Origin of the sequence: Actinomadura sp. DC4, from assembly GCF_030406325.1 — a bacterium.
Lineage (GTDB): Bacteria > Actinomycetota > Actinomycetes > Streptosporangiales > Streptosporangiaceae > Actinoallomurus.
On record NZ_JAUEQY010000009.1, the window covers coordinates 261,545 to 275,068 of the forward strand.

A 13,524-nucleotide genomic window follows, 5' to 3' on the forward strand; every position below is an offset into this window, starting at 1 on the left:
AGTCACGCTGACCTGCGGGTTCGTCGCGGCCGCAGGTCTGCCGGGCGTTGACCGCGGAGTCAGGAGGGCAGGCTCCCCGCCGGCGTCACGGCGTGAAGCGTCCGGACGGAGAATGATGCCGTGACCTGGGCTATCCGCAGCGGAGCGAATCGACCGTCGTCTCGTCAAGCGTCATGCCCGGCCATCGAAGTTCGTCGTTCTCGAGCACTCACTCTCGCCGTACCATCGGGCCTTGAAGCGCCGGTTCCGCGATTCCGGTGCCGGTGACTCCAGGTAGTCGGCCGAGACCATGCCTCACCTGCCTGGCCGTTTCCGCCTCGCGGACACCGGCCGACCGCGGCGGGCACGGTCTCCCGCCGATCGCGTGACCTGTCCTGGCCACGACGGCGGCCCGCCGGCCCGCCATGGCGGGCCGGAAGCGTCCCCTTGTCCAGGGCCATCCGCCGGCCGCGTACGCCGCCAGGGAGGGCCCCTTCCCTCTTCTGTGAACGGCCTGGCTCCCGTGGCCCGCGGCGTGTCTCGAATCCAGGGAGCAATTGCGGCGCGGGTGTTCGCCGGCGCTCTCACCAGGACCGGCGCCATTGATCGCACTCCCTCTTTACATCTCGGGCATCCGGCGGCGGTACGGGTTCTTGCACCCGACCGGCTCTCTTCCCCTCGCGTGCGTGCTGCAGTGCCGCCGTGCAAGTGAAGGCGGCGCGGCCTCTTCCGAAAAGACGGCGAACGGCCGCTGCGGGAAAGCGATTTCACCTCCGGCTGCGACCCGCGGGGCCGACCCTGGCAGGCGAAAGATCAACTCCTTCGGCCGGATATCCGCTCAGTCGGCGCTATGAACTAATTTTCCTTTCGAATCTGGAACCTTGATGGGTACTTCAGTTAGTGTTCGTGACTCTTGCGTTGGGGTGGGGGCGGGACACGGGGTGAGACGATTGCTGAAGCGGGATCATGCTGCCCAGGGAACACATATGCGTCCCCGCACACGGGCCATCGGGACCCGGATCGCGGCGCTTCTGTTGGTGCCCCTGCTCTCCTTGACCGCCCTCTGGGCGTTCGCGGCGACCATCACCCTGAACGCGGCGCTCGCCAAGTCCGACTTCTCGACCACGCTCTCCGACGTCTCGACCCCGGTGACCGGGTACGTCGCGATGCTCCAGGACGAGCGGGCCGCGGCGGCGGTCGCCCTGTCCACCGAGGACCCGGCCGCGCAGGCCAAGTACCAGGAGCAGGAGCGCAAGACCGACGCGGCGATCACCGCCTTCCGCGCCCAGGCGCTCTCGTCCCACGTGAAGGACACGGTCGGCGACGAGACCTGGGAGCGGCTGAACGAGGCCGACCAGTCGCTCTACGGGCTGGCCGAGCTGCGATCGCGGGTCCAGTCGGCCGCCGTCACCCCGCTTCAGTCGATCCAGGACTACAGCGCCATCTCCGACACGACCTTCCGGTTCCTCACCAACGTCGGGACCTCCGACGAGGCGCCCGTGTTCCGGCGGGTGACGTCGCTGCTGTACGGGTACTGGGCGCGGGACATCATGCTGCGGGAAGACGCGCTGATGTCCTCCCTGCCGCCGAGGGGCCGGATCAGCGTGGCCGGCCGCGCCGCCTTCGCCCGGTGGGCCGGCGGCCGCGAGCAGATCTCCGGCCTGGCACTGGCCGGGCTGGACGGCGAGCTGCGGACGATCGACCAGAAACTGACCGACTCCCCGCTGTACAGCAGGTACGAGAGGCTGGAGAACGGCATCGTGACGGCGGGGGTGAACACTCCCACCGGCACCGACCTGTCGGAATGGCGGACGACGAAGACCCTCCTGTCACCCCTGTGGCTGCAGAACGGTGAGGAAGCGGGGGCGCTGCTCGCCCAGCAGGACAAGTCCGCGGGCACGCGGATCCTCATTCGCTTCTACCTGGCGGCCGGGGTCGGCCTCCTGGCGGTCGTCGCGTCCGTCGTGCTCTCGGTGCTGTTCGGCCGCGGGATCTCCGGAGAACTGCGAGGGCTGCAGGAGGCCGCGCAGACCCTGGCGCACGAGCGGCTTCCACGGGTCGTGGCACGGCTGCGCAGGGGTGAGGACGTCGACGTGGACGCCGAGGCCGCGCCGCCGGCCGCCGGGCGGACCAAGGAGGTCACGCTGGTCGCCGACGCCTTCGCCACAGTGCAGCGGACCGCGATCGAGACCGCCGTGGGAGAGGCCGAACTCCGCGGCAGCATCAACCGGGTCTTCACGAACCTGTCCTGGCGGAGCCAGTCGCTCCTGCATCGCCAGCTGAAGCTGCTGGACGCGATGGAGCGCCGTGCCTCCAGCTCGGAGGAGCTGGAGGACCTGTTCCGGCTCGACCACCTGACCACCAGAATGCGGCGGCACGCCGAGGGCCTGGTGATCCTGTCCGGGTCGCCGACCGTACGCGCCTGGGACCACCCGGTCGTACTGGAGGACGTCGTCCGCGCCGCCATCGCGGAGGTGGAGGACTACACGCGGGTGGACGCGGCCGTCAGCTCGTCGGCGTCGATTCTCGGCGCCATGGTCGCCGACGTCATCCACCTGCTGGCCGAACTCATCGAGAACGCCACGGTGTTCTCGCCGCCCAACACCGAGGTGCTCGTACGCGCCGACGGAGTGGCCAACGGCATCGCCGTCGAGATCGTCGACCGCGGGATCGGGCTACAGCCGGAGCAGGTGGAGGAGATCAACCGGCGGCTGACCGAGCCACCGGAGTTCGACCTTGCCGACACCGACCGGCTCGGGCTGTTCGTCGTGGCGCGGCTGGCGGCACGGCACGACATCCGGGTCTCGGTCCAGCCGTCCGCGTACGGCGGCGTCACCGCGGTCGTGCTGCTCCCCAACACGCTGGTGGCGCCGGAGGTGACGGGGCCCACGCCGGTTCCCGCCCTGCCGAAGCCCCGAGTGGAGGTCGAAGCGCCGCCGCAGGCCGTGAGGGAGTCCGTCACGGGACGGCTGAACGCTCCGGGGTCGCCCCACACCGTTCCGGCCACGGTTTCGGGAACCGTCGACGAGGACGCCGTGGCCGCCGACGCGGAGTCGAGCGAGGTGACCGGGGTGCTGCCGCGGCGCAGGCGGCAGCAGCACTTGGCCCCGCAACTGCGCGGGTCCCCCACGAGGACACCCAAGGCGGACGCGGACGACTTCGACGAGCCCAGCCCCGAACTCAGCCGCGACCTCATGGCGTCGCTGCAGTCCGGCTGGTCGCGCGGCCGTGACGCCGACGAGGACCTGCCTGACTTCGATCCATGGAATAAGCGAGGGAAGCAATGAGCCAGCCACAGTTGGCCGGGGAGCTTGGGTGGCTGCTCGACGATCTGGTGAAGCGGGTCGACGACGTACGGCAGGCGGTGCTGCTGTCACGCGACGGCCTCGTGATGGGCGCGTCGGAGGAGGTCACCCGCAGGGACGCGGAGTTCCTGTCGGCGTTGTCGTCGGGATTCCACAGTCTGGCCAACGGGGCGGCGGAGCACTTCGCGGCCAAGCGGGTGCGGCAGACCGTCATCGAGATGGACGGGTTGCTGTTCTTCGTCGTGCCCGCGGGCGAGGGCACGTGCCTCGCGGTGCTGAGCGAGGCCGGCAACAACGCGGGTGTGGTGGCCTACGAGACCGCGCTGCTGATCAAACGAGTGCGTCAGCACCTGGCCGCGGCGCCACGTTCGGCCGAGGACGAGCCGCCCCGCCCGGCCCGGTCCAGCGCCGACCCACAGTAAGCCCCGGCGATGGAAGTCCCGAGAGAGCGGTGGGTCGGCCGGGATGCGGGGCCGGTGGTACGCCCGTACGCGATGACGCGCGGGCGGACCGGGTCCGGGGACGCGAAGCTCGACCTGATCACGATCTTGGTTGCGACCGGCCGCGAGTCGAACGACTTCATCCGGCTGTCGCGGGAGCAACGGCGTTTGCTGGAACTCTGCGGCCGGCCGACGACCGTCGCCGACCTGGCCTCCGAGGTCGACCTCCCGTTGCGGGTCGTGCAGGTGCTGCTGGGGGATCTGCTCCAGCAGGACCGGATCGAGGAAGTGCCGCAGGCGCTGCTGACCGAACGGCCCGACCCCCGAATACTGATGAGAGTGCTCGATGACCTCCGCCGCCTTTAATCCCGCCCAATCGGCCCCGAGTGACATGTCCGACGTTCCGCGCGTCGCCCTGAAAGTCCTTATAGCGGGGGGATTCGGGGTCGGTAAGACCACGATGGTCGGCTCGGTCAGTGAGATCCGGCCCCTGCGGACCGAGGAACTCCTGACCGACGCCGGAGTGGGCGTGGACGACCTGTCGGGGGTGAAGGCCAAGACCACGACCACGGTCGCGATGGACTTCGGCCGGATGACGTTCCGCGACGGCGTACGGCTGTACCTGTTCGGCACGCCGGGGCAGGAGCGTTTCTGGTTCATGTGGGACGAGATCGCGTACGGAGCGATCGGCGCGATCGTCTTGGCCGACACCCGGCGGCTGACCGCCAGCTTCGCCTCGATCGACTACTTCGAGCGCCGCGACATGCCGTTCGTGGTGGCGGTCAACTGCTTCGACAGCGCCCGCCGCTACACCGTCGAGACCATCCGCGACGCCCTGGACCTCCCCGCCGAGGTTCCGGTGCTGCTGTGCGACGTACGCCGCCGCGACTCGGCGAAGGACGCACTGGTCGCCCTGGTCGAACACGCCATCACGGTGTCGGAGCGATGAGCCGACCTTTCGGTCTCCACCGAAAGGATCCCCTCACTCGCGGGAGATCCGCACGGCCCGCCGGCCGCGAAGACCGGACAGGTTCTCATCAACGGCGCTCTCGCCCGGATGCGCCGTACGAGGCGCCTGACGGTCCGAGCGAGCCGGCCGCGGGGTGGGGAACCCGCGGCCGGCCCTGAGATCTCAGCCGGTACGGCCGGTCCGTACGCCGATCTGGGCGTCCAGGCCGGTGACACCGAGGGTGCCCGCCCCGAACGTCCACGAGCCGGTGCCCGTGACCTGGGTCGACGTGCCCGGCAGGACGCTCACCGCGCCGTCGGTGCCGTTCTCCTTCGGTGCTCCGGCGATCAGGTCACCGCGCCCGTCGTGATTGACGTCGAGCACGCTGACCGTCCAGCCGAACTCGTCGTTCGCCTCGGCCGCGCCGTCCACGCCCGCGGTGCTCTGTGAGAACGCCTGCGAGCCGGTGCCGCTCAGGCCGTCGGTCCCGCCGTACAGTGCGATCGCCTCACCGGCGATGGCCTGGCTGCTGACCGTCCTGTACGGGACGCCCGCCACAAGGTCGTCCTTGCCGTCACCGTTGAAGTCGCCGGCCGCGACGGAGTACCCGAAGCGGTCGCCCGCGACGCCGGTGCCCGGCACGCCCGCGGTGTCCTGGGTGATGGTGGTGGAGGTGCTCAGCGACAGAGAGGCGTCGCCCGGCCAGATCTGCACATGGCCGCCCGTACCGCCGGTCTCGCCGCTGTCCCCGACGGCGACGTCGTCGGCACCGTCGCCGTTGAAGTCCCCGGTGGTCAGCGAGGTGATCGTCGTGGAGACGGTGGCGATCGGCAGACTGCCGTCGGATGAGCTGGGCAGCACCTCGAACCCGGAGCGGTCCGCCGGATCGGTGGCGTCAGGGTTCTGGAAGCCCATGACGATGTCGCCCGCTCCGTCGCCGTTGACGTCGGCGATCGCCGGGAAGTAGGACATCGACGACGCGGCCGCCGCACTCACGGCCTTGCCGCCGGACTTCGGCCGCAGCCGCGTGCCGTGGACGCTCGCCGGGAACTTCTTGGCGGCCGCCGCCCGTACGCCGTCGACCGGGTTCGTGGTCGTGTACCAGAAGAACGCCGCGCCGGGCGCGGTGGTGATCCAGTCGGTGTAGCCGTCGCCGTCGATGTCACCCTCGGCCATCGAGGCGCCGAACCGGTGACCCGCCGCCGGGCCCTCGGTGCCGTTGCTGGGCTCGTTCCGGCTCTGCGAGACGGCTCCGGTCAGCCCCGTCGGGGTCCCCCAGAAGATCCACTCGGCACCCGCGTCGGTGCCGTCGGTGGTGTCCTCATCGGGCGCGCCGACGAGCAGGTCGGCGTAACCGTCCTGGTCGATGTCCAGCGAGGTGAGCGCCCAGCCGAAGTGGTCACCGGCCTCGGAGGCGCCCGGAACGCCTGCGGTGCTCTGGCTGAGGGTCACCTTGCCCGAGGTGACCGGCCCGCTGGCCGAGCCAGGGACGATCGTCACGAAACCGGCGCTGGTGAGCCCGCCGACCGTGCCGTACGGGCTGCCGAACGCCAGGTCGGCGTAGCCGTCGCCGTTGAAGTCGTACGGCTTGGCCGACGTGCCCGCCAGCGCCTTCGGACGAGCGCCCGCGGACGCGGCATGCGCCGGCCCTGTCGCTCCTACCGCGCCGGCCACCGACACGGCCAGCGTGAGAGCGAGAAAACGAGAAATCACCGAACCTCCTTGTTCACCGCCCGCCGTGGCGGAGGGCGGTGAACAAAAGACGCTGAAGGCAATTCGGCGGTTTACCCGTTTCAACCGTATTTTGTCGAGCCGTTACCCGGACGGGGCCGCCATCCTTATAGCGACTCGGCGACATATGGCTGTGACCAGCGTAAATGCGTCCGCAGGCCGTATGGCACAGCTGGTGGACATCGCGCTCTGCATTTGATTGCATACGCAGAGTTTCCGGTGCGATCCGAGAAGCCTCGGGCACCCTGAACAGAAGGAGCGACACTTATGTTCAAATTCCGTAGTTCCGTCTGCGTCGCGACCATGACCGCCGGATTGGCTCTCGCTGGCTCCGCGGCCGCCGGCGCCGCCCAGGCGATCACTGCCGACACCACCGTCCAGACCCGTGCACACCAGCGGGCCGACACGATCATCCGGCCCACGGCCACGCTGCACCGCAACCAGGCATGGACGTCGGGGAACGGCCGGACCATCCTGCGCCTGCAGCAGGACGGCAACCTGGTGCTCTACAAGGACGGCAGAGCGGCCTGGCAGGCTCCGAACGCCTGGAGCCGTGGCGTCACCGCGGTCTTCCAGCAGGACGGCAACTTCGTCGTCTACAACGGGGGCGGCGGACCGGTCTGGGCATCGGGTACCTGGCACAAGGGGGACTACCTCGCGGTCCAGGATGACGGCAACCTCGTCATCTACAACGGCAACCACCGCCCGGTCTGGGCGACCAACACCGGAGACTGACGGAAACGCCCCGGACGACGCGAACGGCCCCTGGTGCGCCAAGCGCCCACCGGGGGCACCCGGCCACGGCTCTTATCGGAGGACTCGCGCGTCGCTGACGAGGGCGGTGATCTCGTCCAGCGTGCGCAATGTCTCGGCCTCCGGCAGGGTCGGCAGTGTCAGGGCCACGCGGTCGGCGCCGGCCTCCGCGTAGGCGGCGATGAGCTCAGGCCTGGGTGGCACGGAGGCCACGATCACCGGTACGTCTCCGCAGACCTCGGCCAACTGGTCGAGCTGCGGCCGGACCTGGGACGGGTCGCCCGCCGAGTGCGGCATCCAACCGTCGCCGTACGCCGCGACCCTCTTCAGCGCGGCCTTGCCATCGCCGCCGATGTAGAGGGGCGGATGCGGCCGCTGTACGGGCTTGGGCCAGCAGAAGATCGGGTCGAAGTCCACGTACTCACCGTGGAACTCCGCCTCGTCCCTGGTCCAGATCTCCTTGATCGCGGCCAGCTGCTCGTTCAGCAGCGCCCCCCGCGTACGCGGATCAGTGCCGTGGTTGCGCATCTCCTCACGGCTCCAGCCCGTGCCCACACCGAAGATCACCCGGCCGCCGGACACCAGGTCCAGGGTGGCGACCGCCTTGGCGGTGTGGATCACGTCGCGCTGCACCAGCAGCGCGATTCCGGTCCCGAGCAGCAGGTCGCCGGTCACCGCCGCGGCGGCGGTCAGGGCGACGAACGGGTCGAGCGTGCGGTAGTACATCCGAGGCAGCTCGCCGCCCATGAGGAACGGTGTCTCCCGCTTGACCGGAACGTGGCTGTGCTCGTGCAGGAGGAGCGAATCGAAACCGCGCTCTTCCAGCGCCTCAGCCAACGGAGCAGGCTGAATGCCCTCGTCCGTGATGAATGTCGTGATTCCGACCTTCATAGCCCCAGTGAAGCACGCCTCTCGCGCCCGGGTCCGCCAGGGGTAAGCCGAAGCCGCACGGTGCCCGCGAATGAGGCCCATCCGTCCCATCGGCCTCTCACGGCACAAGAGAGCGCTGCGGGTAGTGTCGGAACGTAAGCAGGAAATCACGGGAAAGCGCGAGGATGAATTATGCCGAGCGTCACATATGGGCCGAAGGCCACCGGCCTGGTCCTCATCGATACGGTGAACGACATCTTCTCAGAAGACGGAAAAGCCTATTCCCTCTTCAAGGACGAGTTCGCGCGGATCGGCGTTCTGGACAATCTCCAGCGCCTGCTCGCCGGGGCACGCGAGCGGCGGATGCCGATCTTTTTCTGCCCGATGTCCTACACCGAAGAAGACTTCACGACGTGGAAGCATCTGTCCGGCATCCACCAGGAGATGTACGAGAATCGGCTGTTCGCGGCCGGCAGCTGGGGCGCCGACTTCCACCCCCGGCTGGGGCCGCGCCCGGGCGAGATCACGATCGTCCCGCACAAGAACATCGACGTGATCGCCAACACCGACCTCGACGTCCAGCTACGTCAGCACGGCGTCGAGTACGTCGCCATCGGAGGGATGATCGGCACCCTGTGCGTGGAGTCGACGGTGCGCAGTGCGATGGAGCGCGGCTACCACGTGACGACGTTCACGGACGCCACCGCCGGCATCGGCGGCGAGGCCGCTCACGAGGTGATGATTCAGCGCTACCGGCTGATCTCCCATGCCACCCTCGACGTCGACGATTTCCTCGCCGCGAGTGGCGAGAGCGATCACCACTGATAGGGCAGGAACTTCCCGTCCAGCGTCACCACGACCCGGTCGCCGGCCGGATCGGGCACGCGCTTGACGTCGAGGCGGAAGTTGACGGCGCTCATGATGCCGTCGCCGAACTCCTCGTGGATGAGTTCCTTGATCGTCGGCCCGTAGACCTGGAGTACCTCGTAGAACCGGTAGATCGTCGGGTCCGCTGGCACCACGGTCTCCAGCGCCCCGCGGGTGGGCTGGAGCCGCAACGCCTGCTGAACATCGTCCTTGAGGTCGAGCAACGATGCCGCCGCCTCGGCCTGCGCGGCGCTCATCGGATGCTCTCCCAGTAGCGCCGACACCGTCCACGCCGGAGGCCGCCCGACCGCCTCGGCGATCTGGTCCCACGTCACACCCAGCCGCGCCTTGGCCGCGCGTACCGCCTCGGCCGCTTCCTTCTTGGTCATCACAGTGGTCCTCCCAGGAACCGGGGATCCGGCACAGTTGAAACGCTACGCCGCGAAGATTCCACCCGCGTTACACGGGGGACTCCGGGCCGAAGGCGTGGACGAGCGGATCACTGGTCGAACTCGACGAGTCAATGATCATCAAGTCGTCGACGTCGACCAACCGCAGGCAGGGCAATGTGCCTAGCATCACGACGCATGGGCAACCTTGACGACATTCAGGCCTGGCTTGACGAGCGGCTTCCGCTGTTGATCGAGGAGTACGACGTCCCCGGCGCGGCGTGGGCCGTCGCACAGGGCGATCAGGTGGTCGACGGAGCGGCCGGGTTGCTCAGCAAGGCGACGGGGGTCGAGGCGACCGCGGATTCGGTCTTCCAGATCGGGTCGATCACCAAGCTCTGGACCAGCACGCTGGTCATGCAACTGGCCGATGAGGGCAAGGTCGACCTCGACCGGCCGGTGCGCACGTATCTGACGGAGTTCCGCATCGCCGACGACGAGGCGGCCGGGCAGATCACCGTACGGCAGCTGCTCACCCACACCGCCGGGTTCGAGGGGGACATCTTCACCGACACCGGGGTGGGCGACGACTGTCTGGAGAAGTACGTCGCGACCCTGCACGACGTGCCGCAGCTGTTCCCGCCCGGCGAGCAGTTCTCCTACAACAACGCCGGCTACTGCGTGCTCGGCCGGCTCGTCGAGGTGCTGCGCGGGCAGCCGTACGACGTGTGCCTGCGCGAGCACCTCATCGCGCCACTGGGGCTCACCCACACCGCCACCGGGCCGTACGAGGCGATCATGTTCCGCGCCGCGATGGGCCACATCGAGATGGAGCCGGGCACCGGTTACGTGCCGGCGCCGATGTGGGCCATGGCGCGCTCGAACGCCCCGGCCGGCTCGATGCTCGCGATGCGGCCGCGGGACCTGGTCGCCTTCGCGCGTACGCACCTGGAGGACGGCCGGGCGGCCGACGGCACGCGCGTGCTGGCCGAGGGGACCGCGGCCCGGATGCACGAGCGGGAGGTCGACCTGCCCGACCTCGGTCTCATGGGGACGTCGTGGGGCCTCGGTTTCGAACGGTTCGACACGCCGGCCGGCGCCATCATCGGCCACGACGGCAGCACCATCGGGCAGGGTGCCTTCCTGCGGATGATCCCCGAGGCCGGGCTGGCCGTCGCGCTCCTGACCAACGGCGGTGACACCGTCTCGCTCTACCGCGATGTCGTGGGCCACGTCCTCGACGAGCTCAGCGGCGTCGGTCTTCCCGGCCTCCCCGTCCCGCCCGCGGAGCCCCGGCGGATCGACGCCGAGCGGTACGTCGGCACGTATTCGGCTCAGGTCTTCGACCTCACCGTCAGCCAGGACGACGAGAGACGGATCTGGATCGAGCAGACCCCCAAGGGCCTGTTCGTAGAGCTGGGCGGGAAGGTCGAGCGGACCGAACTCGTCCACTACCGCGACGACATGCTGATCCCGGTCCAGGCCGACCGCGGCATGCACATGCCGCACGCGTTCTTGGGCGACGACGGCACCGGCCACGCGCTGTACCTGCACCTCGGCCGCGCGGTCCGCCGCGCCGGCGCCTGACCCCGAACCCCCGCCACGAGAACGTACGGAAACGGAACAGCCATGAAGCTGACCTCTGTGGGCATCAACGGCCTCTGCCTCGCCCTGGCCGCAGCCGCGCTCGCCGGCTGCGGGGGCGCCTCGCATCGCGGAGGAAAGGGCGAGGTCGTCGAAGGCGGCACCTTCACCCTCGGGCTCTCCTCCGACCCGGGCGGCCTGGACCCGCAGATGGGCGCGGGCACCTCCCTGTTCACCGTCACCCAGTTCGCCTACGACCCGCTGGTCAGCGTCGACGGCCGGACCGGCGCCATCCAGTCGGCGCTGGCCAAGAGCTGGCAGGCGAAGGGCAAGTCGGTCACGCTGACACTGGCCGACGGCATCACCTGTTCCGACGGCACGCGCCTCACCGCCTCCGACGTGGCGGACAACCTCAACTTCGTCGCCGACCCGAAGAACAAGAGCCCCTTCCTGGGGACCTTCCTCCCGGCGGGCGCCACGGCGAAGGGCGACGACGCCACGCGGGTCGTGACGCTCACGCTGGCCGGGCCGGCCCCGTTCGTCCTCAACGGACTGGCCTCGTTGCCGATCGTCTGTCCCAAAGGCATGGCCGGACGGTCCTCGCTGAAGACGGCGACGGCCGGCACCGGGCCGTACAAGCTGATCGAGGCCGCGCCGGGCGACCACTACACGTACGCGATCCGCGACGGTTACACGTGGGGTCCGAACGGTGCGACGACGGCGACCAAGGGTCTGCCGAAGACCGTCGTGGTCAAGGTGGTCGAGAACGAGACGACGGCGGCGAACCTCCTGCTGTCGAGCGGGCTGAACGCCGCGCAGATCGCCGGGCCCGACGTTGACCGGCTGGAGAAGGCGGGCCTGTACGCCACCAAGACCCCGGCTCTGGTGGGGGAGCAGTGGTACAACCACCACGCCGGCCGCGTCACCGACGACCCCAAGGTACGGATGGCGCTGACCCGGGCGCTCGACCTCGGCCAGCTGCAGAAGGTGCTCACATCGGGCCGCGGCGCCGCGGCGACCACGCTGGCCACGAACGCGCCGACCGCCTGTCCCGGCGACTCGGTCTCCCACGCTCTGCCGGCCCGTGACCCGCAGGCGGCGGGCGCCCTGCTCGACCAGGCGGGCTGGGTCAAGGGGAGCGACGGCAGGCGTACGAAGGGCGGCAAGCCCCTGGCGCTGACCTTCCTGTACCAGAACAACAACGGCAGCGGCGGCGACGCGGCGGCCGAACTGGCGGTCAAGCAGTGGAAGGCGATCGGGGTGGCGGCCACCGGGCACAGCCAGAGCGAGACGACGCTGACCGGCACGATCTTCGGCGGTGGGAACTGGGACGTCGTCTGGGTCTCGCTCAACGTCAACACCCCGGACCAGCTCGTGCCGTTCCTCTCCGGGCCGGCGGCGCCGCACGGGAACAACTTCGCCGCGATCTCCGACCCGGACTATGACAAGGCGGTGAAGTCGGCGACGGCGATCCAGGGCGTGGCCGGGTGCCGCGCCTGGCTCGCCGCGGAGTCCGGCCTGATCACCAAGGCGGACATCGTGCCGTTCGCCGGCAACGTCGTGCACACGTTCGGCAAGGGCGCGGAGTTCCAGACGCCCGGCCAGCTCGTCCCGACCAGCATCCGCATGCTGGCGAAGTAGCGAAGGGCGGCGGCGGACATGTCAGTGGCGTTGACCGCTCCGAGCCCGGCGCGACCGCGCGTATGGGCCCTCCCATGGGTACGGTTCGGTGGCCGGCGCCTGGGACGGCTGCTGGTCTCGCTGTGGGTCCTGGTCACGGCGTCCTTCGCGATGATCCACCTGATCCCGGGCGACCCGGTACGGGCGGCGCTCGGCCCCACCGCGCCGGCGGACCTCATCGAGGCTCGCCGGCGTGCCCTGGGCCTGGACGACCCGCTCCTCATCCAGTACCTCCACTACCTGAAGGGGCTGGTCACCGGGGATCTCGGCACGTCGCTCTCCTCGCAGCTGCCGGTCTCCGGGGTGATCTCCCAGCGGCTGCCGGCCACGCTCCTCCTGGCCGTGTTCGCGTTCCTGGCGGCCGTGGTCGTGGCGATCCCGCTGGGCGTCGTCACGGGCGTGCTGACCCGGCGGGGTCACGGCCGCCGTACCGAGCTCGCCTTCACCACGACCAGCGTCATCGTGGCGACCATCCCGGACTTCCTGATCGGCGTCGCGCTGGTCTACGTCTTCGGCATCCGGCTCGGGTGGCTGCCCGTCGCCGGTGACGACACGCCGGCGGCGTACGTGCTGCCGGTGTTCTCCCTGGCGATCGGGCCGGCGGCGATCCTGTCCCGCATCGTCCGCGTCGAGATGGTCGGCGTGCTCGAGGCGGACTTCGTCCGTACGGCCCGGGCGAAACGCCTGCCGGCCCGGACGATCTACCTCGGCCACGCCCTGCCCAACGCCGTCACCGCCGCGCTGACGGTGGGCGGGCTGCTGCTGAGCGCCCTGGTCGCCGGCACCGTGCTGGTCGAGAACGTCTTCGCCTGGCCGGGCCTCGGCAGCACGATCGTGCGGTCCATCCTCACCAAGGACTACCCGGTGGTGCAGGCGATCGTCCTCGTGTACGGCGTCGGCGTGCTCATCACCAACCTGGTCGTCGACGTGGCCCTCGCCCTGCTCGACCCCCGCTCGAAGATCCGGGAGGACTGACG

The 13,524-nt window shown here is 69.6% G+C and carries 12 protein-coding genes; 9 read left to right on the forward strand and 3 right to left on the reverse strand.

Going from position 1 to position 13,524, the window contains the following annotated elements; genetic code table 11:
- The first annotated feature begins 965 nt into the window (after positions 1-965).
- The 4 genes from QWU11_RS17655 to QWU11_RS17670 are packed head-to-tail and all read left to right on the forward strand — an operon-like array spanning position 966 to position 4,673.
- Positions 966-3,266, forward strand: a complete 2,301-nt coding sequence (locus tag QWU11_RS17655; RefSeq protein WP_290110998.1) for a nitrate- and nitrite sensing domain-containing protein — start codon at positions 966-968, stop codon at positions 3,264-3,266.
- Positions 3,263-3,706, forward strand: coding sequence for a roadblock/LC7 domain-containing protein (locus QWU11_RS17660; protein ID WP_290111002.1), 444 nt, complete (start codon positions 3,263-3,265; stop codon positions 3,704-3,706). Before QWU11_RS17655 ends, QWU11_RS17660 begins: the two co-directional genes overlap by 4 nt.
- Before the next feature lie 9 nt (positions 3,707-3,715).
- Positions 3,716-4,090, forward strand: a complete 375-nt coding sequence (locus QWU11_RS17665) for a DUF742 domain-containing protein (RefSeq protein ID WP_290111004.1) — start codon at positions 3,716-3,718, stop codon at positions 4,088-4,090.
- A 25-nt stretch (positions 4,091-4,115) separates the two neighbouring features.
- Positions 4,116-4,673, forward strand: coding sequence for an ATP/GTP-binding protein (locus QWU11_RS17670; RefSeq protein ID WP_290111013.1), 558 nt, complete (start codon positions 4,116-4,118; stop codon positions 4,671-4,673).
- A 183-nt stretch (positions 4,674-4,856) separates the two neighbouring features.
- On the opposite strand, the gene QWU11_RS17675 is transcribed toward QWU11_RS17670, so the two are convergent.
- A complete protein-coding gene (locus QWU11_RS17675; protein WP_290111015.1) occupies positions 4,857-6,386 on the reverse strand; it encodes an FG-GAP-like repeat-containing protein in 1,530 nt (509 codons plus the stop codon).
- Positions 6,387-6,671: 285 nt separating this feature from the next.
- Between QWU11_RS17675 and QWU11_RS17680 the strand changes: the two genes are divergently transcribed.
- Positions 6,672-7,139 (forward strand): hypothetical protein, encoded by a 468-nt coding sequence (locus QWU11_RS17680; protein WP_290111020.1) that lies wholly within the window; start codon positions 6,672-6,674, stop codon positions 7,137-7,139.
- 72 nt (positions 7,140-7,211) lie between these two features.
- On the opposite strand, the gene QWU11_RS17685 is transcribed toward QWU11_RS17680, so the two are convergent.
- Positions 7,212-7,994, reverse strand: a complete 783-nt coding sequence (locus tag QWU11_RS17685; protein ID WP_290111022.1) for an LLM class F420-dependent oxidoreductase — start codon at positions 7,992-7,994, stop codon at positions 7,212-7,214.
- A gap of 225 nt (positions 7,995-8,219) precedes the next feature.
- Here QWU11_RS17685 and QWU11_RS17690 point away from each other — a divergent pair, with 225 nt between their 5' ends.
- Entirely contained in the window at positions 8,220-8,852 is a 633-nt protein-coding gene (locus QWU11_RS17690; protein WP_290111024.1) for an isochorismatase family cysteine hydrolase, read from the forward strand.
- Here the strand turns inward: QWU11_RS17690 and cynS are convergent.
- Positions 8,843-9,283: a cyanase gene (cynS, locus tag QWU11_RS17695; RefSeq protein ID WP_290111026.1), complete on the reverse strand. Its 441-nt coding sequence runs from the start codon at positions 9,281-9,283 to the stop codon at positions 8,843-8,845. The genes QWU11_RS17690 and cynS overlap by 10 nt on opposite strands.
- Before the next feature lie 198 nt (positions 9,284-9,481).
- On the opposite strand from cynS, the gene QWU11_RS17700 reads away from it, so the two are divergent.
- The 3 genes from QWU11_RS17700 to QWU11_RS17710 are packed head-to-tail and all read left to right on the forward strand — an operon-like array spanning position 9,482 to position 13,522.
- A complete protein-coding gene (locus QWU11_RS17700) occupies positions 9,482-10,870 on the forward strand; it encodes a serine hydrolase domain-containing protein (RefSeq protein ID WP_290111031.1) in 1,389 nt (462 codons plus the stop codon).
- A 42-nt stretch (positions 10,871-10,912) separates the two neighbouring features.
- Complete coding sequence (locus tag QWU11_RS17705) at positions 10,913-12,508, forward strand: ABC transporter substrate-binding protein (RefSeq protein ID WP_290111033.1); 1,596 nt, start codon at positions 10,913-10,915, stop codon at positions 12,506-12,508.
- Positions 12,509-12,526: 18 nt separating this feature from the next.
- Positions 12,527-13,522, forward strand: coding sequence for an ABC transporter permease (locus QWU11_RS17710; protein ID WP_290111040.1), 996 nt, complete (start codon positions 12,527-12,529; stop codon positions 13,520-13,522).
- Positions 13,523-13,524 lie beyond the last annotated feature (2 nt).

Coding starts and splice junctions, on each gene's coding strand:
- QWU11_RS17655 (WP_290110998.1), top strand. CDS start 966: ATGCGTCCCCGCACACGGGCCATCGGGACCCGGATCGCGGCGCTTCTG.
- QWU11_RS17660 (WP_290111002.1), top strand. CDS start 3,263: ATGAGCCAGCCACAGTTGGCCGGGGAGCTTGGGTGGCTGCTCGACGAT.
- QWU11_RS17665 (WP_290111004.1), top strand. CDS start 3,716: ATGGAAGTCCCGAGAGAGCGGTGGGTCGGCCGGGATGCGGGGCCGGTG.
- QWU11_RS17670 (WP_290111013.1), top strand. CDS start 4,116: ATGTCCGACGTTCCGCGCGTCGCCCTGAAAGTCCTTATAGCGGGGGGA.
- QWU11_RS17680 (WP_290111020.1), top strand. CDS start 6,672: ATGTTCAAATTCCGTAGTTCCGTCTGCGTCGCGACCATGACCGCCGGA.
- QWU11_RS17690 (WP_290111024.1), top strand. CDS start 8,220: ATGCCGAGCGTCACATATGGGCCGAAGGCCACCGGCCTGGTCCTCATC.
- cynS (WP_290111026.1), bottom strand. CDS start 9,283: ATGACCAAGAAGGAAGCGGCCGAGGCGGTACGCGCGGCCAAGGCGCGG.
- QWU11_RS17700 (WP_290111031.1), top strand. CDS start 9,482: ATGGGCAACCTTGACGACATTCAGGCCTGGCTTGACGAGCGGCTTCCG.
- QWU11_RS17705 (WP_290111033.1), top strand. CDS start 10,913: ATGAAGCTGACCTCTGTGGGCATCAACGGCCTCTGCCTCGCCCTGGCC.
- QWU11_RS17710 (WP_290111040.1), top strand. CDS start 12,527: ATGTCAGTGGCGTTGACCGCTCCGAGCCCGGCGCGACCGCGCGTATGG.